Below are 25600 nucleotides of genomic sequence, written 5' to 3'. Positions count from 1 at the left end.
TTTTTATTTCCCGGCGGGGTGCAAATCCCTGTCAACTGTGGTACAATAGAAGCCGGCGGTCAGGGCATCATGATCATCTTCGAGGGTATGGGCAAGGTCTTCCACGGCGAGGCCATCGTGGCCGGCGGCGAGGCTGTCCCCAACAAGGCCAAGCTCTCCACCGAAAACGCCGGCAAGGGCGTCTTCACCGACGACCTGATGAAGGTCGAGGACATCAAGAACGGCTACTGCACCCAGTTCCTCATCAATAAGAACGAGGGTGCAAGCGCCGCAAAGATGCGCGCCTTCGCCGAGTCCAACGGCGACAGTGTCGTCTGCATTGAGGACGATGACGTCATCAACCTCCATGTCCACACCGCCGACCCCGGCAAGATCCTGAGCGAGGCCATCAAGTACGGCTACCTGACCAACTTCAAGATCGAGAATATGCACGAGCAGTTCCTGGCCCGCCAGAAGCAGGGCAAGAGCCTCGAGAAGCAGGCTTCCGCCGAGAAGAAGCCCGACCCCGCCAGCGAGTTCATCTACGCTGCCGTTGACCCCAGCCGCGACTATGGCTTCGTTGCTGTCGCCGCCGGTGAGGGCCTGAAGGCTGTCTTCACCGACCTGGCCGCTGACGCTGTCGTCTCCGGCGGTCAGACCATGAACCCCGCCACCGAGGACATCCTTGCCGCCATCCAGAGCGTCCCGGCCAAGACCGTCTTTGTTCTGCCCAACAACAAGAACATCATCATGGCTGCTGAGCAGGCCCAGAAGCTGGCTGACCGTCAGGTGGTCGTCCTGCCCACCCGTACCGTCCCCATGGGCATCACCGCTCTGCTGAACTTCGACCCCTCTGCCACCGTGGAGGCCAACACCATCAACATGATGTCTGCTGCCGATAAGGTCTCCACCGGCCTCATCACCTACGCCGCCCGCGACAGCGAGTACGACGGCAAGCGCATCAGGAAGGGCGAGATCATGGCCCTGGAGAACGGCAAGATCGTCTCCACCTCCAACGACATCACCAAGGCCACCTATCGTCTGGCCCGCGGTATGTGCAAGAAGGATTCCAGCTTCGTCACCATCATCTCCGGCTGCGACGTCTCCGACGAGGATGCTGAGAAGGTGACCGAGATCGTCAAGGCAAAATGCCCCAACCATGTTGAGGTCAGCCACATCCGCGGCGGTCAGCCGGTCTACTACTATATGATCAGCGTGGAGTAAGCCTCTCCCCTGTTCAAAAACTCAATCGTATAACAAAACGACCTCTGCTTCCGGTCCATCCGGCTGCAGAGGTCGTTTTTTGCTGCAATTTTAGAAGAAGCTCACCTGACTGCTTTCCGGCAGCTCACCCAGAGCGCCCACCTGACGCAGGCGGTCGATGATGCTGCTGCCAACGCCGGAGGCCTGCTGCAGTTCCTCGATGGAGAGATACTCTTCGCCGTGGATGGTCACATTTTCCAGCGCATCGGCGGCGGCACCGCCCAGACCCTTCAAGGAGCAGAAGGGCAGGCGTACCTTGCCGTCCTCCACCACATACTTGGAGCCCCGGCTCTTGCCCAGTTCGATGGGCAGGAACTCGTAGCCGCGCACCAGCATCTCGTTGACCAGCTGGAGCGAGACGAGCACATCTTCATCCTTGGCGTTCTTCTCTTCCTTGAGGCGGCGCTTCACCTCGTTCATGTGGGCGCGGGCCACCGCCGCACCGCCCACAGCGGCTTCATAGTCGATGTCATCGCCGCGGACGGTGAAGTACACCGCATAGAACGCCTGCGGGTGGTAGAGCTTGAACCACATGAGGCGGATGGCCGACATCAGGTAGGCCACCGCATGGGCTTTCGGGAACATATATTTTATCTTGCGGCAGCTCTCGATGTACCAGTCCGGCACATCGTGCTCCCGCATGGCCTCTTCCCAGCCGGGCGCAAAGCCGCCCTTGGCCACCTTGCCCTTACGGACGGCCTCCATAATATCGAAGGCCATCTTCGGCTCGAGGCCCTTGCGCAGCAGATAGAGCATGATACTGTCACGGCAGCCGATGACCTCCGCGATGGTACAGGTGCCGCTGCGGATGAGCTCGTCGGCGTTGCCGGTCCAGACGTCGGTGCCGTGGGACAGGCCCGAGATCTGGATAAGCTCGGAGAAATTCTTGGGACGGGCCTCCACCAGCATACCGCGAACGAAGTTGGTGCCCATCTCAGGGATGCCGAAGGTGCCGGTCTGGCTGTCGATTTGCTCCGGCGTCACACCCAGCTCTTCCGGGCTGGTGAGCAGGCTGTAGACCTTGGGGTCATTCATGGGGATGCTGTCCACGGGGATGCCGGTGTACTCCTCGAAATACTTGTAGAAGGTGGGCATATCGTGGCCCAGCTCGTCCAGCTTGAGCAGGGTGTCGTGGAGGTACTTGAACTCGAAGTGGGTGGTCAGCAGACCGCCCGCCACATCGTCCGCCGGGTGCTGGATGGGGCAGAAGTCGTAGATCTCGTAGGTATCCGGCACGACGACCATGCCGCCGGGATGCTGGCCGGTGGTACGCTTGACGCCGGTGCAGCCCAGCGTCAGGCGGTTTTCTTCCGCGTGGTTGACCGTTCTCCCCCGCTCATCCAGATATTTTTTGACGTAACCGTAGGCCGTCTTGTCCTGAATACCGGAGACGGTGCCGGCCTTGAACACGTTGGCCTTGCCGAACAGCTCCTCCGTGTAGCGGTGGACGTTGGACTGGTACTCACCCGAGAAGTTCAGGTCAATATCAGGCTCCTTGTCGCCGTAGAAACCAAGGAAGGTCTCGAAAGGAATGTCGTGGCCGTCCACCAGCATCCGGGTGCCGCAGTGGGGGCAGTTCTTGTCGGGCAGGTCGAAGCCGTCGTCCACGCTGCCATCGGTGATGAACTCGCTGTACTTGCACTTGGGGCAGCGGTAGTGGGGCGGCAGACTGTTGACCTCCGAGATTCCGGAGAAATGGGCCACAGCTGACGAGCCGACCGAACCACGACTGCCCACCTGATAGCCGCCCGCGTTGGAGTAGGCCACCAGTTTGACCGCGATGACGTACAGGACGGCGTAGCCGTGGCCGCAGATGGAGTCCAACTCTTTTTGCAGGCGCTTCTCCACGATCTCGGGCAGAGGGTCGCCATAGTCCCGCTTGGCGTGTTCCCAGGTCGCATCCCGGAGCTGCTGTTCTGCGCCCTCGATGCTGGGCGGGTAGGTGCCGCGCGGGATGGCGCGGACGTTGCCGTCGATGCTGGCCGCTATCTTGCGGGGATTGGTCACGACGATCTCGTAGGCCTTTTCCTTGGGCAGGTAGCTGAACTGGTTCAGCATATCCTCGGTGGTGCGGTAGAACAGGGGCGGCTGGTTGTCCGCGTCCTTGAAGCCGTTGCCCGCCTGCAGGACAGAACGGTAGATGGCGTCCTCCGGCTCGGTGAAATGGACGTCGCCGGTGGCGATGACGGGCTTGTGCAGGTCTTCGCCCAGCTTGATGACGGTGCGGTTGAAGTCCTTGATGACCTCTTCGCTCTCCACCTTGCCCTCCCGCACCATATAGGCGTTGTTGCCCAGGGGCTGGACCTCCAAAACATCGTAGTACGATGCAATTTTCTTCAGTTCTTCGTAAGAGCGGCCCTCTACGACAGCCCTGTAAAGTTCTCCTGCTTCACAGGCAGAAGTGAGGATAAGGCCGTCCCGATACTTGTTCAGAAGGCTGCGGGGAACGCGGGGCTTCTTGAAAAAGTAGTTGACATGGGCCTCGCTGACGATTTTATAGAGGTTTTTCAGGCCCATCTGGTTGCGTACGAGGATGATGAGGTGATAGTACTTCTTTTTCAGCACCTCGCGGTTTCCGCCGAGGCCGGTGTTGATGCCGCTGACGGCGGTGACCTGCTTTTCCTCCAGATCTTTCAGCATGACGCAGAAGATGCGGCCCAGTGCGGCAGAGTCCTCGCAGGCGCGGTGGGCCTCGTAGGCGGGCAGCTCCAGATGCTTGTTGATGGTCCCCTGCTTGTAGTTGTGGAGGCCGGGGTACATGGCCTGAGCCATGGTCAGGGTATCGATATAGGTCGGCTCAAACTCGATGCCGCTCCGCTTGGCGGCGGCGCGAAGGAACCGGATGTCGAAGGAGTGGGCATTGTGAGCCACAAGGATGCGGCCATCTACAAAGTCGAGGAAGGCTCTCAGCGCCTCGGCCTCGCTGGGGGCGTCAGCCACCATCTCGTTGGTGATGCCGGTCAGCTCGGTGATCTTGGAGGTGATGGCCTTTCCGGGTTTTACGAAGGTATCGAATTCTTCCACCACTTCCCCGTTCCGCACGATGACCGCGCCGATCTCTGTCAGGTACTCCACGCCGGGGTCGAGGCCCGTCGTCTCAGTGTCGAAGACGCAGAACTCACCGTTCAGCGGCTCGTCTTTCACGCCGTAGACACAGGGTATCATGTCATCGACAAAGTAGGCCTCACAGCCGTAGATGAGCTTGAAGTCCGGGTCTGTCTTGTGGATGGCGTCTGCAGCCAGCATAGCCTCGGGGTAGCCCTGACAGACACCGTGGTCGGTGATGGCAATGGCCGGGTGGCCCATCCGGTGGGCCAGCTTGACGATGCCGCCGGGGTCGCAGAAGGCGTCCATGCTGGACAGCTTGGTATGCAGATGCAGCTCCACCCGCTTGACGGGGGCGTTGTCCTCCCGCTTTTTGCGCTCGACAAAGAGGACGTCGTAGGGCCAGACGATATAGTCGTGCTCGTACTTATCGTAGGAGCAGTCGCCGCGCACCACGACCGTCGTACCCTTGGGGATGGACTCCCACTTGGAGCAGTCCTCCCCTTCCTGCGCACGGATCTTCAGGTTGATGGAGCCGGTGTAATCGGTGATGGAGACAGTGTATATCTTGCGGAAGTTGCCCTTCACTTCGGTGAAGAAGACGTCGCCCCAAATCATACACTTGCCGCCCTCGCCGCCCAAATCCTTGAGGGGGGTGAGGTTTTTCGGGGTGAACATCTTGCCGTGGAAGATGGTGACGGGCTTGTCCGTGAGGTCGAGGCCCTCCACCTTGATGGAGGGGGCAGTGTTCTTTTTCTCGAACTTGACGACAGGCGGCGCAATTTTCCGCTCGAGCTTTTCTTCCATCTGGCGCTGTTCGGCTTCGCCCACGCTGCTTTCCAGCGTCACTTTTGGCTTTACGCCGGTGTGGGCGGCGATGCGCTCCGCCAGCAGGCGCTCGAACTGCATCTCCTGCAAAAACTTCGTGCCGTGGCAGACGCCGATGGTGATGTTCTGGCCGGTGATGATGATGCGGCAGCGGTCGAGGAAACCGTTGATGGGGACACCATCCCGTTTCATCTCCTCCATCATTTCCCGCAGACCGGCTTCATCCAGCGTCGCATAGCCGAAAAGATTGTTGATGCGGAGCTCGAAGCCCTCGTAATCCGGTGCCAGCGAGGCCAGCAGCCGGGCGCACAGCCCCTTGTCCAGCGGGGCAGAACTGCGCAGCGTAAAGATGACCTGCCGCTCCTGCCGCAGCATCTGGGCGTGCTCGACGACCACGCGGCCAAAACAGGCCGCAAAGTCCGGGTCCGCCATAAACTGCGGCCATAGCTGGGAAACAAGTGGTGTCACAGTGGTACTCCTTTTCTATCAGATAACAGCACAAACTGCCGCGCCCTGGAGAAGGGCGTGGCAGCAGGTTGTTCTTGAGCTTACAGCTTATAGATCTCCTCCATGAACTGGTCGAGGATATTATCCCCCGTCAGCTTCTTGACGGGGTTGCCGTGGACGAACAGTACTGCCTCGCCCTTTCCGCCGGCAATGCCGATGTCAGCCTCACGGGCCTCGCCGGGACCGTTGACGACACAGCCCATGACAGCCACCTTGATGGACTTTTTGCAACCCTGAAGCCGCCGCTCCACCTCATTTGCGATTTCAGTGCAGGGGTACTGGGTGCGGCCGCAGGTCGGGCAGGTGATAACCTCCGGGCCGGCCACCGGGAAGCCGACAGCGCGCAGGATATTGTAGCCTGCTTCCACTTCCTTCTCAGGGTCAGCAGCCAGCGAGACACGGATGGTGTCGCCGATACCCTCCAGCAGCATCCCACCGATGCCCATGCCGCTCTTGAGCAGGCCCATCTGGTAAGTGCCGGCCTCAGTGACGCCCACATGGAGCGGGTAGTCGGTCACAGCGCTGAGCTGGCGGTATGCCTCCATCATGCGGGGGACGTTGGAATTCTTGATGGAGATGACGATGTTGTTGAAGTCGAACTTTTCCAGCAGGCGGACATGGTACAGAGCGCTCTCCACCATCGCTTCCGGCACAGGTGCGCCGTACTTGGCGAGAATGTGCTTTTCCAGACTGCCGCCGTTGACGCCGATGCGGATGGGGATATTTTTCTGCTGGCAGGCATCCACGACCGCCTTCACGCGGTCATCGTCGCCGATGTTGCCCGGGTTGATGCGGATCTTATCCACGCCCACATCGGCGCAGGCAATGGCAGCCTTGTAGTCGAAGTGGATGTCTGCCACAATGGGGATATTCACGGCGTTCTTGACAGCCTCGATGCACCTGGCGTCTGCCGCACTGGGACAGGTCACGCGCAAAATCTGACAGCCTGCCGCTTCACAGCGCTTTGCCTGCGCCACATTGCCCTCGATGTCTTCCACCGGGACGTTCAGCATGGTCTGCACGGCAATGGGATTCTTGCCGCCGATGGTCACATTTCCGATCTTCACTTCACGTTTCAGCTGCCGCATGGTTTTACCCCTTTCAAATTGCTCCGGTCACGAGCCGGACGATGTCATTGTACGTTGCAAAGAGCATCAGGCCGAACAGCAGCGCAAAGGCTGCGACGGTCAGACTGCTCTGGATTTTTTCCGGCACTGCATGGCCGGTGACTGCCTCGATGAGCAGGAATACGATCTTGCCGCCGTCCAGCGCCGGGAACGGCAGCAGATTGAGGACGCCGAGGTTGATGGTGATGAGCGCCAGCAGCTCAGCCACATCCTCCCAGCCGTAGCTTGCGGCCTGACCGATGGCGGTCACGATGCCCACCGGGCCGGACAGGTCGTTGATGCTCTCGCGGCCCCGCAGAAGGTCGGCCAGCGAAGTATAGATGATGCGTCCATAGTAGATGACGCTGTTGGCCGACTCTTTCAGGACGTTCTGCGGTGTTTTTTTAAGGCCGTAGACTGTGAAGCCCAGTGTCATGTGGGTCTGGCCCTGCTCATCCTGCCAGGTGTCGAACTGGACGTCCGGCAGCTCCACGAGCTTGCCGTCCCGGCGGACGGTGAAGTCTGCGCGGTAGCTCTCGGTGCGCATAAGCTCGTAGAGCATATCGTTGGCCACGAAGCAGTGCCGACCGTTGACGGCCACGATCTCGTCGCCGGCCTGCAGGCCGGTCTGGCCACAGAGGGCGTTGTCCTCCACGGCATAGATGACTTTGCTGGTGATCGGCTCACTGCGCAGTGAGATGAGGAGCAGCAGCACCACGAAGCCCAGCACGAAGTTCATCACCGCGCCTGCCGCCATCACCAGCATCCGCTGCCAGACAGCCGCCTTGTTCAGCGGCTTGCCTGTCCGCTGCGCCAGCACCTCCGGCGGGATGTCCGGGCCGTCATCGTCCCCGCTTCCACCCTCGGCCTGTTCGCTCTCAGGGCTCTCCTCCCCTTCCAGCGCCACAAAGCCGCCTACGGGCAGGAGCCGCAGGGTATACTGCGTGCCTTTGCGATAGGTCTTGATGAGGGTCGGACCCATGCCAATGGAAAACTCGTTGACCTGGACCCCGCAGAGCTTTGCCACTGCAAAATGGCCGAACTCGTGGATAGCGATGACCGCGCCGAAGATGAGCAGCGCAGCAACAAAGGTGATGAAAACTGACATTATTTCTCCTATATTACAGATGTGCTCTCACGAATGCACGGGCCATACGGTCACACTCATACACATCCGCGAGGCTGTAGTCGCCGCCGAAGCTGTCGCTGTCCACGACAGCCTCCACCAGACGGCCGATGTCGAGGAAGCCGATCTTATCCTCAAGGAAGAGCTTGACAGCCTCCTCGTTGGCACCGTTGGCGGCGCAGGGGCCGAGACCGCCCTTCTTGATGGCCTTCTTGCAGGCGGCGAGGCAGCGGAAAGTCTCCTCGTCGGCCACATCGAAGGTCAGCAGTTTGAGGGTGGTGAAGTCCAGCTCCGGCACGACGCCCGGCACACGGGCCGGATAGGTCAGCGCATACTGGATGGGGATGCGCATATCCGGCACACCCAGCTGGGCGATGATGGAGTTGTCGCTGTACTGCACCGCCGAGTGGACGATGCTCTGGCGCTGGACAACGATTTGAATTTTCTCCGGAGGCAGACCGAACAGCCACACAGCCTCAATGAGCTCGAGGCCCTTGTTCATCAAAGTGGCACTGTCGATGGTGATCTTTGCACCCATGTTCCAGTTGGGATGCTTGAGGGCATCGGCCTTGGTCTTGCCCCGCAGCTCTTCGGTCTTCATGCCGAAGAAGGGGCCGCCGGAGGCCGTCAGCAGAATTTTGGTCAGGCTCTTGGCGCTCTCCTTATCCTGCAGGCACTGGAAGATGGCCGAGTGCTCACTGTCCACAGGCAGCAGCTTGACGCCGTGCTTCGCCACGGCCTGAGTGACAAGATGGCCGCCGGTGACAAGGCTTTCCTTGTTGGCGAGGGCGAGGTCATGGCCGCTCTCGATGGCGGCAAGGCTTGCGCCGAGGCCAGCGATGCCCACCACGCTGTTCAGCACCACGTCCGGGCCGTCCATCGCGGCGAGGGTCTTCAGGCCCTCCGGGCCGGTCAGGAGCTTGGGTGCATCGGCGCGGCCTGCCAGCGCAGCCGAAAGCTTTTCGGCACCGGCCTCACTGGTCATGCAAACATATTTCGGGTGGAATTCTTCTATCTGCTGCAAAATTTTATCCGTCTGGCTGTGGGCCGACAGGCCGAACACCTCATACCCTTGAGCACGGATGACATCAAGGCTCTGGGTGCCGATGGAGCCGGTAGAACCCAGCAGCGTGATTTTCTTAGCCATAAAGAATCTACCTCCTGCTGATTTTAATCGTAGAACGCTGCGATGACCACCATCGTGACGAAGGGCGCGATGAACATCACGCTGTCAAAGCGGTCAAGGATGCCGCCGTGGCCCGGGAAGATGGTGCCGTAGTCCTTGATGCCGCACTGGCGCTTGACCACGCTGGCGAACAGGTCGCCGTAGATGCCCAACACCGCAGCCACACAGGCCAGCAGCGCAATGATGACATACATGGATACGCCAATATTGGAGCGGGTGAACTCTTCCATCCGGTCTGCTGCGATGGAGTAGATGACCGTGACCAGCACACCGAATACCATAGTACCCAGCACGCCGCCTACAGCGCCCTCCACCGTCTTTTTGGGGCTGACCACCGGGCAGAGCTTATGCTTGCCAAAGGCGCGGCCCGCGAAGTAGGCGCAGGTATCGCCGCCCCAGGCGAAGCAAAGGATGAGCAGGATGAAGAAGATGGCGTCGTAGCCATATTCCTCCACCGGCAGCATCTCCTTGAGCCGGATGAACGAGTAGAAGCAGAAGATCACGATGCCCGAAAACATGGCGAGGCCGCTGGCTTTCTGGTAGCTGATGACACCGTTGCGCACTACAAGGTAGATGGCATAGAACAGCACCACGAGGAAGGAAGCGGGCATCACCATCGCCCGGCAGACGCTGTAGCTCGACAGCATGATGAGCAGTGTGTAGGGTACCAGAACGGCCAGCAGCGGCCAGTCCTGCTTTTCAAAACCCAGCGCAGAGTAAATTTCATGCAGGGCGATGAGGGTGATGGCCGCGATGACCAGATTGAACACCAGCGTATCGAAGGTGAACAGGACGCCTGCCAGAACGATCAGGCCCACCACGGCTGTGATGATTCGTGTTTTCATAGTTTCATGTTCTCCTTTGTTTCGTCCGGGAGCCGCTCCCCTGCTCTGGCAGGGTCTGCAGCGTCAGCGCCTGAGGAAATACCGGACGCTCTCCGGGGGCCGCGCACGCCGCGCGGCATCTTGCGTATCGTTTGCTGCGCTCAAAGTCCGCCGAAGCGGCGGGAACGCCGGTTGAACTCCATGATGGCGGCATCGAGGTCATCACGGGTGAAATCAGGCCACAGAACGTCCATCTCCACCAGCTCCGAGTAGGCTGCCTGCCAGAGCATGAAGTTGGAGAGCCGCTTTTCTCCGCTGGGGCGGAGGATGAAGTCGGGGTCTTTCTGGCCGGCGGTGTACATTTGGGCCGAAAGAGCCTCTTCCGTGATGTCCTCGGGCTTCATCTCACCCGCAGCCACCTTGGCCGCAAGACTCTGGGCCGCCCGGACGATCTCAGGCCGTCCACCGTAGTTGACGGCGATGTTGATGGTCAGACCGGTCTTGGAAGCCGAGTCGGTCTCCAGCTCGTTCATCAGCTTTTGCAGCTTGGGGTCCAGTGCAGTGCGGTCGCCCATGAAGCAGATGCGGATGTTCCGGTTCTTGTAGTCGAAGCCCTTGATGAGGTACTCGCCGAACAGCCGCATGATAGCACCCACTTCTTCGGCGGGACGCTTCCAATTTTCGGTCGAGAATGCGTAGAAATACACCGACTCCACACCCAGCTCATCGCAGTAGTTCGCAATGTCCTGAAAGACCTGTGCGCCCTTTTTGTGGCCGGCGGTGCGGGGCAGGCCGCGGCTCTTGGCCCAGCGGCCATTGCCGTCCATGATGATGCCGATGGACAGCCCCTTTGCAAAATCCTTTGGATGTTCCATGATCTTATTCCTCTATTTTCAGTCTGGCAAAAAGTGCCGCGCACCTTCTTTCAGCGCACGGCACCTCCCTGCTTGCTTGCAGTCAGAATCAGACGGACATGATCTCCGTCTGCTTTTCTTCCACAGCAGCGTCGATATTCTTCACGTACTTGTCGGTCAGCTTCTGGACGTCCTCTTCCATGGTCTTCTGGGTGTCCTCGGTCAGTTCGCCAGCCTTCTTCATGGCCTTGGCTTTGTCCATAGCGTCGCGGCGGACATTGCGGACAGCGACCTTTGCCTCCTCGCCCATCTTGGAGACTTCCTTGGCCAGCTGCTTGCGGCGCTCCTCGGTAGGAGCCGGGAAGTTCAGACGGATGGTCTGGCCGTCATCAATGGGGTTGATGCCCACATCGCTGGCCAGGATGGCCTTGCTGATGGCGCGCAACAGAGTGCGGTCCCACGGGGTGATGGTCAGAGTGCGGGCCTCGCTGACAGCCACAGAAGCCACCTGCTGGATGGGCGTGGGCGAACCATAGTAATCCACGGTCACCTTGTCCAGAACGCCGGGGTTGGCACGGCCTGCGCGCACGGTCTTCAGCTCGCGCTCCAGATGCTCGACTGCGCTCTTCATCTTGTCTTCGAATGCCTTGGTGTTGCTGCTCATTGTCCTTGTCTCCTGTTTGTTATCAATTCTCACCAGCCGCGAAAAGGCGTCTGGCATATTCTATTGTCGGAAGCGGGGCAGTATGCTCAGCCCTCGTAGACCAGCGTACCCACGTTCTCACCCTGCACAGCGCGGGCGATGTTGTCGGGGTCGGCCAGGTCGAACACGAGGATGGGGAGCTTGTTGTCCCGGCAGAGGGTGGCGGCAGTGCCGTCCATAACAGCCAGACGGTCTTCCAGCACCTTGGTAAAGGTAAGGGTCTCGTACTTCTTGGCATCGGGGTACTTATGGGGGTCCTTGTCATAGACGCCGTCCACCATCGTGGCCTTGAACATGATGTCTGCACTCACCTCAACGGCGCGCAGAGCAGTGGTCGTGTCGGTGGAGAAGAAGGGGTTGCCCGTACCGCCGCCGAAGATGGCGATCTTGCCCTCTTCCATTGCGTGGAGAGCTTCCTTGCGGGTGAAGGCCGGGGCCACCTGCGGCATGGTGATGGAGGTGAACACCTCGGTCGGCACACCCAGCTGCTCCAGCTTGTCGGAGACAGCCAGGGCGTTCATCACCGTTGCCAGCATACCGATCTTATCGGCCAGCGTACGCTCCATCTTGCCGCTGGAACGGCCGCGCCAGAAGTTGCCGCCGCCCACAACGATGCCGATCTGAACACCCAGCTCATGGGCCTTCTTTACGCCGCCGCAGATTGCGTCCATGGTCGGCTCGTCGAAGCCGGTCCCCTTTTCGCCGCCGAGGGCCTCACCGCTGATCTTCAGAAGGATACGCTGATATTTCAATGCCATAATAACATACACCACCTGTATCAGATTTGGCCGCGCTGTACGCCGCCGATTTTATCTCTTATCTATTTTACAATAAAACTGCTCCAAAGTAAACAGGCAAACGCCAGCTCATCGGCAAAGGTTTCTTCTCCTTCTGCACTTTGGGCAAAAAAAGCTGGACATTTGCCGCGAATCATGCTATAATACTGCTTGCATCCCGGCAAAATAGAATATGCGGGCATCGTACATCGGCTAGTATATCAGCCTTCCAAGCTGAGGAGGTGGGTTCGATTCCCATTGCCCGCTCCACAAAAACCGCCTAGATTCGTCAGAATCCAGGCGGTTTTCTTGCTTCATTACCTCATTTCTTTTCCATACCATATAATAATGCCCCCTTCGAAAAAATTTTGAAGGAGGCATTATTAGACTATACAGCTCTCACCGCACTCTCTTTTTCATCCTTGCCATGAATGCATCCGCCTCGATGGCCTCAGGGGTGAAGCTGTTGTTCTTCCACCATGCGGCCAGTGCTGCACCGACGGTGAAGCCGGTGCAGATCATCTGCTCGAGCTGGGCATTGTCGATGGGCAGCAAAGGCTTGCCCGCTGCGCTGAGCAGCTGATTTGTCAGGGCGAGGCCCAGCGCTGCGGTACGGGTCAGAGTACCGGCGGAGACAGTGCGGTTGGTAATGATATGTGAGTTCATAGCTTAATTCCTTTCTCTTGTATGTCCGTTTGCTTCTAAATCGGCGATACGGTGGTTTGCCACCTTCATCTGCTCTTCCAGCACGGCGACGCGCTGGGCAAAGTTGTTGTGCGCCCGCACCTCGCGGGTCAGCTCCTCAAGCTTGGTGTCTGTGACAGCCTGACTGCGGCTGTTGGCGATGAGTACGCCGATGAGAGTCACGGCCCCGGTGATAAGCGCTGCGAGAACAGTCTCCATCGGTCTCACCCCTTCCATCTGGACTTATTCGTCCGGGTGTCGATATGTACCCAGCCGGTCATGCGCTTGGGATGTTTTGCATCCTTCGGGTACCGCCCGATGCCGCCGCGCCCGGGAAGCAAGGTCTCAGCGTAGGCGGCGACAGTCGCCACCGGCACACCTTCGACGTAGAAGTCCGCTGCCCGGCCCAGCAGGTGCTGGCTGCTCTTGCTGCCGCCCACGGCGGCATTGTGTTCGGTGGTGCGGTAGCCGCTGGTGATATGTACCGGTTTGCCGAAGTGCTCCCGGATGCACTGCAGCAGCACCACCAGCTCGTCGTCGATGAGGACGACGTCGCTGCCCTTGCAGGCGAACTCGCGGACACGGAAGCTGGGCGAAAGCTGCCGGGTGGAATCGCGGGTCATGGAATATTCTCTGATTGCCAATTTCTTCATCCTTTCTTTTTGCTTTGTTGATTGACATTGTATCGCATATGTGCTACATTGTATTCAGAAGGAGCGTGATACTATGGCACAGACCACTGTCAGCATCCGTATGGATAATGATTTGAAAAACAATTTCGACCACATCTGCAATGAACTTGGGATGTCCATGTCCACTGCTGTCACCATGCTGGCCAAGAAGATGACCCGTGAACAGCGCCTGCCTTTCGAGCTTTCGGTGGACCCGTTCTACTCTGAGCAGAACCAGGCTCGTCTGCGTAAGTCCATCGCGGAGATGGAAGCGACCGGCGGCACCATCCACGAGGTCGATTTGGATGATTAAGGCGTGGACAGAGGAAGCATGGGAAGATTTTGAATACTGGACAACGCAGGACCGCAAGGTGCTCAAGCGCATCCTGCAGCTCCTGAAGGACATTGACCGAAACAGTTATGAAGGCATCGGCAAGCCCGAGCGCCTCAGCGGAGACTTGTCCAGCTATTGGAGCCGCCGTATCGACGATGCAAACCGTATCGTTTACCGAATTGATGGAAATGTAGTCAAAATCGTCCAGTGCGGTTCCCACTACAGAGATAAATAATTTTCATTTCCGGAGCAGCCACTCATTCGAGCGGCTGCTTTTTGTTTAGTACTTCTTCCCGCAGATCTCCTCGAAATCCGCCTTCGAGATAATGCCCTTGCGGACATACACCCGCAGCATCGCCTCAGAGATGCGGCCCTGCGTCCAGCGCTCGGTCAGTTTTTCCTTGTTGCTCATAACTTCGTTCTCCTTTCTCATTCTGCGTCTGGCAGGCTCAGCGCCACCATGTCTTCCAGAGCGTCCGCAATGCGGGTCTGGTCGGAGACGCCGGCGTCTGCCATGGGCGGGTTATCCTCGAACGCCTCGATGGCGGCCAGATAGTCCTCGTCAGTGGTGCAGGCACTGAAATCGCAGCCCGCCTTGCGGTAACGCTCCACCTCATCGTCGAAGACCAGTGCGACGCTGCCGTTGATGATGCCGCCGCCCACGATCATCTTGGTGTAGCGGCCCCACTGGTAACGGTCCAGCCACTGTTCAGCGGTAAGCTTCTCGCCCACCGGGGTGATGACGTCAGATTTGTTGTCGTAAATTTTGTATCGTGCCATTTTGATTTCTCCTTTCATTACGCCGAATAGACATCGACGACATCCTGATATTTGTCTACCGTGCTCTGGATTTTTGAGATACCGCCTGCGAACAGCGCATAATCTCCAATTACAGCAGATGCAAGGCCATACCGTCCGACACTCAAGTCTGGCATCGTCATCTTGGTTAACGCGGTGTTGTATGCATCCACCGTTGCCACATAGGCTGCATCGCTGTTGCCTTTATAGCCACCTGCAAACATTGCGTATTCGCCCACTGTGGCCGAGGCCAGGCCATTCTTTGTGCTGCTCAATTCGACGGCAGTGCTTCGGGTCAGCGAGGCATCGTACGATTCTACTGTGGAGAGGTATTTTCCCGTAGTGCTGTTGTATCCTCCTGCAAAAAGAAGATGATTCCCGATGGTTGCGGCAGAATGGACTGCTCTGGGGCAACTCAAGGGCGCGGCCTTACTGGACGTAAGAGACGAATCATATGCGCGCACTATCTCCATAGCCCCAATGGTTTCAACAAGAGTCGAATCCGAGTTCATGCTGCTGCCGCCGCTAAACACTGCATAACCTCCGACTGTGCCTCCTGCACAGGCGTATGCATTACTGGGCAGCGGAGTTGCAGTCGTCCGGGTGAGAGACGTGTTGTATGCATCTACGGCGGACTGCGATATTGCAAATAAGCCATTATACCTTCTGCCGCCAGCAAAAAGCGCATAGGATCCTACAACTGCTGCGGCACTGTCATATCGGGTAATACTCAGCTCTGTAGCGGTCGTCCGGGTAAGAGATGCATCGTAGACATCCACCGTGCCAAAGGACGTGTCTCCGCTTCGTCCACCGACGAATAGTGCGTGATTCCCCAGCGTTATCGCCGTCAATCCTTGCCTTGCCACGCTCAAAGAAGCTGCGGTCGTCCGGGTGAGAGATGCGTTGTATGCGTCCATTATGGCCTCGCCTTTTTTGGCGTCGCTATCATAACCGCCGCCTCCGAACAGGGCATATCCGCCAACTGTCGTTCCGGCAAGCAGACTTCTAGCCTTGCTCAGCGATGCTGCCATGCCAAATTTGTCAGCCTCTGCACTGTAGCACAGCCTCGCCTTGCCTCCGACACCGATGTACATCTTCTTGACCTTGCGGGCCTTACCGCCGATGCCGATGTAGGCTTTTTTCATCTTGCGGGCTTTGCTGCCAACGCCCACATAAACTGCTTTTGCCATATCCGGCCTCCTTTACACGTACACGATGAGCACCTTGTTGGTGGTCAATGCGCTTCCCGCCCCCGGGTCGGTGGTCTGGGCGGCAAAAGTCAGGCCGTTGACCGAGTTGGCCGTGCCGCCCGCACTCGAAGACCCGGCATAGTTGTGGGTGTGGGAACTGTTGGCTTTGCCGTTGAGTTTGGTGTTCATCTCGCTCTCGGTGTAGTACCGGTCGTCATGGGTATGGCTGGACGCCGCCTTGCCGTCCACGAGGCCTTTCAGCACCTTGCCCTGATTTGCGCTCAGACTCTGGTCGGTGGCCGTGCTGGTCAGGTTGTCCTGCACGCCGCGCCAGGTGTTGGTGTCCGTGAACTTTGCATCCGCAGGCACACTCTTGCCCAGCGTGTAGGTCATAGCGACCGGCACACCATCCTTGAAGTATACGCCCTGCGTAGCAGAACCCGCGTTCTTGTTCAGTTTGTTGGCTGAGTTTGCCGCACCGCCCGCGCTGGACGAACCAGCGTAGTTGTGGGTATGGCTGGCGGCAGCTTTACCCGCCAGCGCGTCGCCGGTGGCTTTGGCGTCGGCAGCTACGCCGGAGACTTTGAGGGTGGCGTCCACCTTCGTTTCTTTGCCCGCCGGGCCTGTCTCGCCTTTCGGTCCCTGAGGGCCGGTCGCGCCTACAGGACCCTGTGGACCGGTGTCGCCTTTGTCGCCCTTCGGACCCTGCGGGCCAGTCTCGCCCTTTGGACCTTGTGGACCCGTTGCACCAGTGGGGCCTGTCGAGCCGATGTCGCCTTTTTCGCCTTTAGGCCCCTGAGGTCCGGTATTTCCCTGCGGACCTCTCGCGCCTGTATCACCCTTTTCGCCCTTGAAATCTCCCGCAGCGATGCCATCCTGAAGCTCTTTCAGTTTTTTCGCCGCCGCTGCAGCACTACCGGCCGCTGCGCTTTTTTCGCTTTCGGCCTGTTTCATCGACTTCCGGGCCTGTTCGGCACTTTTCCGGGCGTCTGCACCGACTTCTTCCACCCGGCCCACCAGCTGCTGCCACGCAGGCGTACCCAGCGGCGGCATAGTACCGTCTTCGGTGCCGGAATTTGCCGCCACGCGGTAACGCATATCGGCGCTGGTGATGGTCCGGGTGCCGTCGGAGCCTTCGAAGGTGATGCGGCCCTCGCCGGACACAGCCGTGACGAAGGCAGGCACCTCCACCACACCGTTCTCTACCAGTGATGCAGGCGGGTCGCCCTCCGGCGTATGCCAGAACACCCGGAGCTTCATCCCCTTCCACTCGTCGGCGGCAGTCACCCTCAGCCGATAGACGCCGCAGTTCTTGTTGTAGCCAAACCGCAGCATATCCTCATAACCCGGTGCTTTTACCGCGCCGGACGACGCAAGAGAAAGCTTGTATTCTATCATTGAGACCTCCTTTTTCGGCAGTCATTTCCTGTGCGGAGGCTTCTGCCGATACCATCCGCACGCAGACAAAAACTTCGAGCCGTTTCCAGCACAGATGCCGGCCTCTGCGCCCTTGAAACAACTTTATTTCGTTATCTTTGTCTTTTCTTGTGCCATATGGTAGCATTTTGCACATTCAAAGTCAACGATTCTCATGAAATAGTCGGAAACTTGTGCAAAAGCGCACAAAAAACTGTGTTTTCCTCTTTTGGACGCAAAAAAAGAACCGACCCGAGCCGTGTGAGGATACACGAACTCGGGTCGGTTTTACATCATTTTATTTCAGAACGATGTTTTCGGAGCAGCTATGCCGCCGGGATGTTTGCCTCATCTGTCCCACTTGTCACAGAGAGCGTTGATCTGGTCGGCGAACTTGGCGAGGTCCTTGTTGGCACCGCCCTCGTTGTGCTCGATGACTCGCAGCAAACGCTTGCCGGCATTGAGCAGGCGCTGGAAGACGGTAGCCGCGCGGGCTGCGCCCTCGCTGACGTGGTGCTCGATGCGGATACGGGTGCCTTCCTTCAGGCAGACTGCGCCCTCGGCACCGATGGCCCACTGCTCACCATTATAAGGTGCGCAGGCGTTGAAGCCCTGCTCCGTGAGGGTCTGGGCAAAGATGTTCTCCACCTCATCCTCGCCGTGGATGATAAACACCCGCTTGGGCTTCGGCTCAAAGAAGTTGACCCACTTCAGCAGGCCCTCCCTGTCGGCGTGGCCCGAAAGGCCGGTGAGCTGGCAGATCTCCGCCTGCACCTCGATGGATTCGCCGAAGAGCTTCACGTTGTCCGCACCCTCCAGCAGAGAGCGGCCCAGCGTGTTCACGGCCTGATAGCCCACAAAGAGGACGGTGCATTCCTTCCTCCAGAGGTTATGCTTGAGGTGGTGGCGGATACGGCCCGCTTCGCACATGCCGCTGGCCGAGATGATGACCTTCGGCACGGGGTCAGTGTTGATGGCACGGGACTCATCGCTGGTGACGCTGACCTTCAGGCCCGGGAACTGGATGGGGTCGATGCCCTTTGCCAGCAGGGCGTTGGTCTCTTCATCAAAGCAGGAGGAGTCGGTGTCCTTGAAGATACGGGTGGCCTCGATGGCCAGCGGGCTGTCGATGTACACCGGGAAACAGCCGTGGCCGGTGACCAGATTCTTTTCCTTTATCTCGCGGATGAAGTAGAGCAGTTCCTGAGTGCGGCCCACTGCAAAGCTCGGGATGACCACATTGCCGCCGCGGTCGAAGGTGCGCTGCAGGATCTTCGCCAGCTCTGCCACATAGTCGGGCCGCGGGCCGTGGCTGCGGTCACCGTAGGTGGACTCCATAAAGACATAATCTGCGTCTTTCAGATACGTGGGGTCTTTGATGATAGGCTGGTCGTGGTTGCCGATGTCGCCGGAGAAGACCAGCTTTGTGGTCGCGCCGTTCTCCGTCACCCATATCTCGATGCTGGACGAGCCTAGCAGATGGCCCACATCCACAAAGCGGATGACGATGCCGGGCGCAAGCTCGATCTCTTTATTGTAATCATAGCCCCGGAACAGCGCGATGGCTGCCTCGGCGTCCTGAATGGTGTACATGGGTTCCACAGGCTCTGCACCGGAGCGCTGGCCTTTGCGGTTCTTCCACTCGGCTTCGAATTCCTGGATGTGCGCCGAGTCGCGCAGCATGATGCTGCACAGTTCTGCCGTGGGCCTGGTGGCATAGATCCTGCCCCGGAAGCCGTTGCGCACCAGAAGAGGCAGAAGGCCCGTGTGGTCGATATGGGCATGGGTGGCCAGCACGCCGTCGATCTCGCCCGGCGCAACGGGGATGGGTTGGTTCTCATAGACATCCTTGCCCTGTTCCATACCACAGTCGATGAGGTAGCGCTGTCCCGCCGCTTCCAAGAGGGTACAGCTGCCGGTCACTTCGTGGTTGGCACCCAAAAACGTCAGTTTCATAGACACACCTCCAACGAGATTATCCAACTTTGGTACATTAAGTATATCACGTTTCGCGTTGTAATGCCGCCCAAATCGATAGCCGATTCTCGGGCAAAACGCCGAATCCATCAAAAATTTTTTATACAATCTTGACAAACCACCCCCGGATGATATAAACTTAAATCGTATGACGTAACTTCTACTGAGATTCAAAATAGAGAGGTTGTATTTTATGGTTCGTAACGATTTGCGCAATGTCGCTATCATCGCTCACGTTGACCACGGCAAGACCACGCTGGTGGACGCCCTGCTGCGCCAGAGCGGCGCTTTCCGCGACAATCAGGCTGTGGCAGAGCGTGTCATGGACAGCGGTGACATCGAGCGTGAGCGCGGCATCACCATTCTGGCCAAGAACTGCTCCTGCACCTACAAGGGCGTCAAGATCAATATCGTCGATACCCCGGGCCACGCCGACTTCGGCGGCGAGGTCGAGCGCGTGCTGAAGATGGTCAACGGCGTTCTGCTGCTGGTGGACGCTGCTGAGGGCTGCATGCCCCAGACCCGTTTCGTGCTGCAGAAGGCTCTGCAGCAGAATCTGAGCCTTGTTGTCGCCATCAACAAGATCGACCGTCCCGATGCCCGCATCAAGGAAGTCATCGACGAGGTCCTCTACCTGCTGATGGATCTGGGTGCTACCGACGAGCAGCTGGACTGCCCCATGCTGTTCTGCTGTGGCCGTGATGGCACTGCAAGCCTTGACCCCGATGTACCCGGCACTGACCTGGTTCCCCTGTTCGACACCCTGCTGAGCACCATCAAGCCGCCCGAGGGCGACCCCGAGGCTCCCTTCCAGATGCTGGTGTCCTCTGTGGACTACAATGAGTTCGTTGGCCGCATCGGCATCGGCCGCATCCAGAACGGCGTCGCCAAGGTGGGCGAGGAAGTGGTCGTGTGCGACTGGCACAACCCCGACCTCAAGATGCGCGGCCGTCTGACCAAGCTGTATGACTTCCAGGCCAATGGCCGTCAGCCCTGCGACAACATCACCGCAGGCGACATCGTGGCTTTCTCTGGTCTGCCCGACGTCACCATCGGCAACACTCTGTGCAGCCCCTCCAATATCGAGCCGCTGCCCTTCGTGAAGATCAACGACCCCACCGTCGAGATGACCTTCTCCGTCAACGACAGCCCGCTGGCCGGCCGTGAGGGCAAGTATGTCACCAGCCGCCAGATCCGTGACCGTCTGCAGAAAGAGCTGCTGAAGGACGTCGCTCTGAAGGTGGAGGATTCCGCCACCACCGATTCTTTCCGTGTCATGGGCCGTGGTGAGATGCATCTGTCCATCCTCATCGAGACCATGCGCCGCGAAGGCTATGAGCTGCAGGTCTCTCCCCCGCACGTTCTGACCAAGGTCATCGACGGCAAGACCTACGAGCCTATGGAGCACGTCGTCATCGACGTCCCCACTCAGTATCAGGGTGCTGTTATGACCGGTCTGGGCCAGCGCAAGGCCATCCTGCAGCAGATGGAGTCTCTGGGTTCCGACCGTGTGCGTCTGGAGTTCCGTATGCCCAGCCGCGGCCTGTTCGGCTACCGCAACCAGTTCCTGACCGATACCCACGGCGAGGGCATCATCAACCAGATCTTCGACGGCTATGACGTCTGGGCTGGCATGATTGCCAACCGCTCCACCGGTTCTCTGGTCAGCTTTGAGACCGGTGAGGCCGTCACCTACGGCCTGTTCAACGCTCAGCAGCGCGGCACTCTGCTGGTGGGCGCCGGCGAGAAGGTCTACGAGGGCATGGTCATCGGCTACACCGCTTCCGGCGAGGACGTCGATGTCAACGTCTGCAAGACCAAGCACCTGACCAATACCCGTGCTTCCGGCTCTGACGACGCTCTGCGCCTCATCCCCATCAGCAAGCTGAGCCTCGAGGGCTGCCTCGAGTTCCTTGCTCAGGACGAGCTGCTGGAGGTCACTCCCGAGAACCTGCGCATCCGCAAGCAGATCCTCAACCACGAGCAGCGCATGAAGGCCAAGAGCAAGATGAAGTAAGCCTTCCTCATAAAATGCAAAATGTCCCGTCCTCTGCACTCTATGTGCAAAGGGCGGGATTTTTGTTTGTCTTTATTCCTCTTCTCCGGTCATTTTCTGCCGGGCCAGCGCCTGCAGTTCTTCCAGTGAACTCACCTTCACCTTGTTCGTCTTGTGCTTTTGGAAATGCTTTGCCCCCTTTGCGTCCCGATGATGGCCGTGTCCCCGATGGGTCGGCTCCGGCGGTTTTGCGGCAGGGACACTCCCCGTCTCCGGGAGCGGACTGTTTTTCCGGTAAAGGTCGTGCTGGACGATGTATTCCAAATACTCCATGATGGTCTTCTTGTGAATGGCCTGACTGTGATAGCCGGGGATGTCCTCACTCTCAGTCAGATGGCTCCTATGGGTGTTCTTGTGATAGAGCCAGATCTTATCTTTTCCCTTCCAGACGATCCGCCACCCGCCGATGGACGTCGTGACGTCGATCTCGCCATCCCGCAGCACACACTGCATCCCTCTCTGGCTGCAGAAGGACTCTATCTGCGTCCGGGTCTGCCCATACCGGATGCCCAGCGGTGAACACCGGTCGCAGGCCGTCAGGCCGAGGGCCGCCGCATCGGCTCTCCCGAAAAGCGGCTTCCACTGCAGATAGTCCGGCCCCTCCCGGAACGGTTTGCAGCAGGGGCAGGCACGGTCATGGTAAAGCTTTTGCGGGTCGCCCTCCCGGTAGAACAGCTTCGGTGCCGGCGGATAATTCTGCGGCGTCCCCAGAGCACCTGTGTGAGGCTGGAACTTCACTGCATGCAGCCGTTCCATCTCCCAGAGATACAGCGCCTTCTTCTTTTGGCAGTCTCTGCAGAGAGCGGCCCCTTCCAGCAGCACCTGCGGCGTACAGGGCTGTCCGCCCGGCAGGCCGAGATGACTGCATCCCGGCAGGTGGACGGTGTTTGTCCTGGGGTTAATGCAGAGTTCTGTCTGCGTCCACTCCTCGCTCTGCGCCGCAAGCTGGCTCACCCTGTCCCACAGCTCAAGCAGAAAGCCTGCCCGGTATTTCGGCTGGTAAAACGTCTCCCGGGTCGTCTGGACATGAAACGCCCTCAGCACCTGCTGAAAAGGCACCCGGCCCCTCTTTCCGGGGCGGACGACTGCTCCCAGCAGTTCTTCCAGCAGAACGACTTTCGCCGTACAGAGGCGATGTCCGCAGTCATGCATCGCCTGCCGGAACAGCTCATATTCTTTCCGGCTCCACAGGACCAGAACGTCATAGGCCGGGAAGGTCTCCGCTACCGTATTCAAAATCTCTTTTCGCGGCTTTGCTGTTTCCAGTACCGTGATGTTGTGGCAAACAGCATCTTTTGTCCACTGCGTCAGGGCGCTCATGTCGTCCAGATGGGTGTAGCGTCCGTACCGCGTCATTCCATTCGGGCTGTAAGACTGACAGCAGACCGCAAAAATATCGCCCGGCATGGGCATTTCGGCCCGGGCATTCCACATGAGCGTCACAAACAGGTACTTCATTTTTACCGTCCTTTCCTCTGGCCGTGCTCTCTTCTGCCTCCTATTTTACAAATCATCTGTCCGATAAAACTCTCTTTTGAGATTTTTTGCAGCAAAAATGCCCTGGATCCTGCGATTCAGGGCATTTGCCGTTGTATTTTTGAAATTTCAGCCTGCGTAGGCGCTGCCGGGCGTCCATGCATTATCGGCAGAATACTTGGCGTGGTTGCGCAGGTAAGTGACCCACGCGCCGTAGCCGTTGCCCGCCGAGAAGTGGACGCCGTCCGGCGCAGCCAGCACCTCTTTCAGGTTACCCTCGCCGTCGGCCAGCGTCTCCCACAAATCGAGGTAGACACAGCCCTTATCTGCGGCCAGCAGGGCCAGCTGCTCATTCACCGAGCGGATGATGTCCGAGGCAAGGCCCGGCTTTTCCGCTGCGGCCTCGGGGCGGACGGGCGGGATGGACTCAACATAGATGACGCAGTCCTCCCCCAGCGTCTGGCGCAGCACATCCAGCATCTGGCCGTAGTAAGCGAGGAAGCGGTCTGCCGCACCCACGGTGGTCAGGGTGTTGGTACCTAGCAGGATATACAGCTTCTTGGGCTGAGCAGCGGCCAGCACGTCCAGCGCGACTTCCTCGCCCCGCACACTGCTCTTGACGGCGCTGCGGTTGACGATGGCATCCGGACCGACGCCGGTGTAGCCGCAGATGAGTGCTCCGCCGAGGTTGATCTTATAGTCGGAGAAGCCCACCGTCAGGCTGTCACCGAGGAAGGCGGCATCGGAGAAGTAGCTCAAATCGACCTGACCGCTGGCAGGCTGACGGATGACGCTGCTGTCGTAGGCTTTGACGCTGTAGGCTCCCGCCGTCTGACGGGCCGGGCCGAACTGCTCGAGGGTCACGGCGGGCGTGCCGTCTGCCGCTGCGTTCTCCCCGCCGCTGACGGCGCTGTCGGTGGCGCTGTCTGCCGCGCCCTGCATGGGCAGCGGAGCCAGAATGTTCTGCGCCGTGCCGTTGGCCGTCACGGTGGGCAGCTCTTCGGGCTGTGCCTGTCCATGCTCGAGGATGGCCGTAATGGCGAAACTCACCAGCAGGATGCCGGCCACGGCCCCCGCAAACCGGATGACTCCGCCGGGACCGCCTCTGCGGCTCCGGCCCGTGCTATGATAATCGTGTGAAATGCCCATAAAGGTGTTCCCGCTTTCGTTTGGTTCTGCTCTTAGTCTGCCCGGGCGTCGGCGGGTTATCCCCGCTTTCCGGCCCGGCAGAGCTGTGCAGTACCTATTTTATCATAATTTTTTTGCCTCTGCAACCAATTAGGACTTGCATACAACAGGCAAAACGGTTACAATAGAAGAAGAGCAGATTTTTGCACACATTTCTCGAAGTGCTTGCACGACCTGCCAGAATTTTTGTGCGAGTTGCGGTCATCGATTGTTGGCTGTTCCCCCGTCTGTACACTGTGCAGGGTGTACGGACCGCGAAACGGGGACAGCGCGGAGCGGTGCTGCGGCGCACAGGAAGTCCAATTTATCGGTAAATGGTACAAGGAGGTTCTCATGGCCAAGAATGTCATCATCGGCCAGAGCGGCGGCCCGACCGCCGTCATCAATTCCAGTCTCGCAGGCGTCTATAAAGCCGCCTGCAGTCTGGGCGCAGACAAGGTCTACGGCATGAAATACGGCATCGAGGGACTGCTGAAAGAGGAACTCGTGGAGCTGAACGTCCTGCTGGACGACCGGCTCAGCATCGAGCTGCTCAAGCGCACACCGTCCAGCTATCTGGGCAGCTGCCGCTACAAGCTCCCCGAGCCGGAGGCGGACTCCACGCCCTACGTCAAGCTGTTCACCCTGTTTGACAAGTACGACATCTGCGCGGTGTTCTACATCGGCGGCAACGACTCGATGGACACCATCGCCAAGCTCAGCCGCTACGGCGCACAGGTAGGCAGTGCGGTGCGTTTTATCGGTGTACCCAAGACCATCGATAATGACCTCTGCCTCACCGACCACACCCCCGGCTACGGCTCTGCGGCCAAGTACATCGCCACCATCCTCAAGGAAGTCATCCGTGATTCCTCCGTCTACGACATCCGCAGCGTGACTGTGGCCGAGATCATGGGCCGTCACGCCGGATGGCTGGCCGGTGCGGCCTGCCTCGCAGGCGGCGACGACAGCGACGGCCCCGACCTCATCCTTCTGCCGGAAGTCCCCTTTGACCAGGACAAGTTCCTCGCCAGAGTGGATGAGCTGCAGCGGGTGAAGTCCAACGTCATCATCGCGGCCAGCGAGGGTGTCAAGACCGCCGACGGCACCTACCTGTGCGACCTCGTGTCCACGGCAGGCCAGCTGGACGCCTTCGGCCACAAAGCCATCCTCAGCGGCACCAGCCGCTATCTGTCCGACCTCATCCACGACAAGCTGAACTGCAAGAGCCGCGCCATCGAGTTCTCGACACTGCAGCGCTGCGCCAGCCATCTGGCCAGCCGCACCGATGTCAACGAGGCCTACGCCGTGGGCGGCGCAGCGGCAGCCGCAGCCTTTGCCGGTGAGACGGGCAAAATGATCGCGCTCAAGCGCATTTCCGAGTATCCTTACCAGTGCACCACCGAAGCGGTGGATGTCCAGCAGGTGGCAAACCTCGAAAAGAAGGTGCCGCTGGACTGGATCACCCCCGACGGGATGCAGGTGACGGCGGCGTTCGAGGAATACGCCCGCCCGCTGATCCTCGACGAGGTCACCCCCGTCTACGTCAACGGTACGCCCCGCCACATCTGCCTGTAAGGAAACTCGCTTCTCCCCTTCCCCGCGTCTGTTTTCGTGCTCCTGCACGATTTTAT

Annotated in this window: 23 protein-coding genes and 1 tRNA gene; 6 read left to right on the top strand and 18 right to left on the bottom strand. The window is 59.1% G+C overall.

The genetic code is table 11. The features are described 5' to 3' along the window. Window positions 1–1203: DAK2 domain-containing protein (locus tag AAAU26_RS03320; RefSeq protein ID WP_227618279.1), on the top strand; the 1203-nt coding region annotated here is incomplete at its 5' end. Window positions 1204–1293: 90 nt separating this feature from the next. Here AAAU26_RS03320 and AAAU26_RS03315 read toward each other — a convergent pair. From AAAU26_RS03315 to pyrH, 8 genes are all read right to left on the bottom strand, one after another. Then, the gene (locus tag AAAU26_RS03315; protein ID WP_227618280.1) at window positions 1294–5583 is read right to left on the bottom strand and encodes a PolC-type DNA polymerase III; all 4290 of its coding nucleotides are present in this window, start codon (window positions 5581–5583) and stop codon (window positions 1294–1296) included. An 80-nt stretch (window positions 5584–5663) separates the two neighbouring features. Continuing rightward, window positions 5664–6710, bottom strand: a complete 1047-nt coding sequence (gene ispG / locus AAAU26_RS03310) for a flavodoxin-dependent (E)-4-hydroxy-3-methylbut-2-enyl-diphosphate synthase (RefSeq protein WP_227618281.1) — start codon at window positions 6708–6710, stop codon at window positions 5664–5666. Window positions 6711–6723: 13 nt separating this feature from the next. After that, a complete protein-coding gene (locus AAAU26_RS03305; protein WP_227618282.1) occupies window positions 6724–7836 on the bottom strand; it encodes a M50 family metallopeptidase in 1113 nt (370 codons plus the stop codon). A gap of 13 nt (window positions 7837–7849) precedes the next feature. Continuing rightward, complete coding sequence (gene dxr, locus AAAU26_RS03300) at window positions 7850–9001, bottom strand: 1-deoxy-D-xylulose-5-phosphate reductoisomerase (protein ID WP_158394632.1); 1152 nt, start codon at window positions 8999–9001, stop codon at window positions 7850–7852. 23 nt (window positions 9002–9024) lie between these two features. Beyond that, window positions 9025–9885, bottom strand: a complete 861-nt coding sequence (locus AAAU26_RS03295) for a phosphatidate cytidylyltransferase (protein WP_158394633.1) — start codon at window positions 9883–9885, stop codon at window positions 9025–9027. A gap of 140 nt (window positions 9886–10025) precedes the next feature. After that, a complete protein-coding gene (gene uppS, locus AAAU26_RS03290) occupies window positions 10026–10739 on the bottom strand; it encodes a polyprenyl diphosphate synthase (protein ID WP_217210078.1) in 714 nt (237 codons plus the stop codon). 88 nt (window positions 10740–10827) lie between these two features. Next, the gene (gene frr, locus AAAU26_RS03285) at window positions 10828–11382 is read right to left on the bottom strand and encodes a ribosome recycling factor (RefSeq protein ID WP_207676184.1); all 555 of its coding nucleotides are present in this window, start codon (window positions 11380–11382) and stop codon (window positions 10828–10830) included. Between the two features lie 86 nt (window positions 11383–11468). Further along, window positions 11469–12179 carry a UMP kinase gene (gene pyrH / locus AAAU26_RS03280; protein ID WP_158394635.1) on the bottom strand — a complete coding sequence of 237 codons (711 nt, stop codon included), beginning with the start codon at window positions 12177–12179 and terminating at the stop codon, window positions 11469–11471. 213 nt (window positions 12180–12392) lie between these two features. Here pyrH and AAAU26_RS03275 point away from each other — a divergent pair. Next, window positions 12393–12467, top strand: a tRNA-Gly gene (locus tag AAAU26_RS03275). 129 nt (window positions 12468–12596) lie between these two features. Here the strand turns inward: AAAU26_RS03275 and AAAU26_RS03270 are convergent. Genes AAAU26_RS03270 through AAAU26_RS03260 form a run of 3 tightly spaced genes read right to left on the bottom strand, consistent with a single transcriptional unit; the run spans window position 12597 to window position 13525 of the window. Beyond that, window positions 12597–12863, bottom strand: a complete 267-nt coding sequence (locus tag AAAU26_RS03270) for a phage holin (RefSeq protein ID WP_227618283.1) — start codon at window positions 12861–12863, stop codon at window positions 12597–12599. 3 nt (window positions 12864–12866) lie between these two features. Next, the gene (locus AAAU26_RS03265) at window positions 12867–13100 is read right to left on the bottom strand and encodes a hypothetical protein (protein ID WP_227618284.1); all 234 of its coding nucleotides are present in this window, start codon (window positions 13098–13100) and stop codon (window positions 12867–12869) included. 5 nt (window positions 13101–13105) lie between these two features. Beyond that, the gene (locus AAAU26_RS03260) at window positions 13106–13525 is read right to left on the bottom strand and encodes a YcbK family protein (protein WP_227618285.1); all 420 of its coding nucleotides are present in this window, start codon (window positions 13523–13525) and stop codon (window positions 13106–13108) included. A gap of 82 nt (window positions 13526–13607) precedes the next feature. Here AAAU26_RS03260 and AAAU26_RS03255 point away from each other — a divergent pair, with 82 nt between their 5' ends. Both AAAU26_RS03255 and AAAU26_RS03250 read left to right on the top strand, forming a co-directional pair. Further along, window positions 13608–13865 (top strand): type II toxin-antitoxin system RelB/DinJ family antitoxin, encoded by a 258-nt coding sequence (locus AAAU26_RS03255; protein WP_207676188.1) that lies wholly within the window; start codon window positions 13608–13610, stop codon window positions 13863–13865. Further along, window positions 13858–14121: a Txe/YoeB family addiction module toxin gene (locus AAAU26_RS03250; RefSeq protein ID WP_207676189.1), complete on the top strand. Its 264-nt coding sequence runs from the start codon at window positions 13858–13860 to the stop codon at window positions 14119–14121. Before AAAU26_RS03255 ends, AAAU26_RS03250 begins: the two co-directional genes overlap by 8 nt. Window positions 14122–14166: 45 nt before the next feature. On the opposite strand, the gene AAAU26_RS03245 is transcribed toward AAAU26_RS03250, so the two are convergent. From AAAU26_RS03245 to AAAU26_RS03225, 5 genes are all read right to left on the bottom strand, one after another. After that, a complete protein-coding gene (locus tag AAAU26_RS03245) occupies window positions 14167–14298 on the bottom strand; it encodes an XkdX family protein (protein ID WP_207676190.1) in 132 nt (43 codons plus the stop codon). Between the two features lie 17 nt (window positions 14299–14315). After that, the gene (locus AAAU26_RS03240; protein WP_207676191.1) at window positions 14316–14666 is read right to left on the bottom strand and encodes a hypothetical protein; all 351 of its coding nucleotides are present in this window, start codon (window positions 14664–14666) and stop codon (window positions 14316–14318) included. A gap of 17 nt (window positions 14667–14683) precedes the next feature. Then, a complete protein-coding gene (locus AAAU26_RS03235) occupies window positions 14684–15874 on the bottom strand; it encodes a Kelch repeat-containing protein (RefSeq protein ID WP_227618286.1) in 1191 nt (396 codons plus the stop codon). A gap of 12 nt (window positions 15875–15886) precedes the next feature. Then, the gene (locus AAAU26_RS03230) at window positions 15887–17272 is read right to left on the bottom strand and encodes a collagen-like protein (protein WP_265104185.1); all 1386 of its coding nucleotides are present in this window, start codon (window positions 17270–17272) and stop codon (window positions 15887–15889) included. A gap of 366 nt (window positions 17273–17638) precedes the next feature. Next, on the bottom strand, window positions 17639–19246 hold the full coding sequence (locus AAAU26_RS03225; protein ID WP_217210096.1) for an MBL fold metallo-hydrolase RNA specificity domain-containing protein: 1608 nt from the start codon (window positions 19244–19246) through the stop codon (window positions 17639–17641). A 214-nt stretch (window positions 19247–19460) separates the two neighbouring features. On the opposite strand from AAAU26_RS03225, the gene typA reads away from it, so the two are divergent. After that, window positions 19461–21284 (top strand): translational GTPase TypA, encoded by a 1824-nt coding sequence (gene typA, locus AAAU26_RS03220; protein ID WP_158401701.1) that lies wholly within the window; start codon window positions 19461–19463, stop codon window positions 21282–21284. 72 nt (window positions 21285–21356) lie between these two features. On the opposite strand, the gene AAAU26_RS03215 is transcribed toward typA, so the two are convergent. Together AAAU26_RS03215 and AAAU26_RS03210 are read right to left on the bottom strand one after the other, a co-directional pair. Beyond that, the gene (locus AAAU26_RS03215) at window positions 21357–22781 is read right to left on the bottom strand and encodes a hypothetical protein (RefSeq protein ID WP_227618287.1); all 1425 of its coding nucleotides are present in this window, start codon (window positions 22779–22781) and stop codon (window positions 21357–21359) included. 147 nt (window positions 22782–22928) lie between these two features. Continuing rightward, window positions 22929–23948 carry a GDSL-type esterase/lipase family protein gene (locus tag AAAU26_RS03210; RefSeq protein WP_227618288.1) on the bottom strand — a complete coding sequence of 340 codons (1020 nt, stop codon included), beginning with the start codon at window positions 23946–23948 and terminating at the stop codon, window positions 22929–22931. Window positions 23949–24320: 372 nt separating this feature from the next. On the opposite strand from AAAU26_RS03210, the gene AAAU26_RS03205 reads away from it, so the two are divergent. Further along, window positions 24321–25544, top strand: coding sequence for a 6-phosphofructokinase (locus AAAU26_RS03205; RefSeq protein WP_227618289.1), 1224 nt, complete (start codon window positions 24321–24323; stop codon window positions 25542–25544). The last annotated feature ends 56 nt before the right edge of the window (window positions 25545–25600 follow it).

The organism is Faecalibacterium longum (assembly GCF_040094125.1).
Lineage (GTDB): Bacteria > Bacillota > Clostridia > Oscillospirales > Ruminococcaceae > Faecalibacterium > Faecalibacterium longum.
This window is presented reverse-complemented; position numbering and strand designations above follow the sequence as displayed.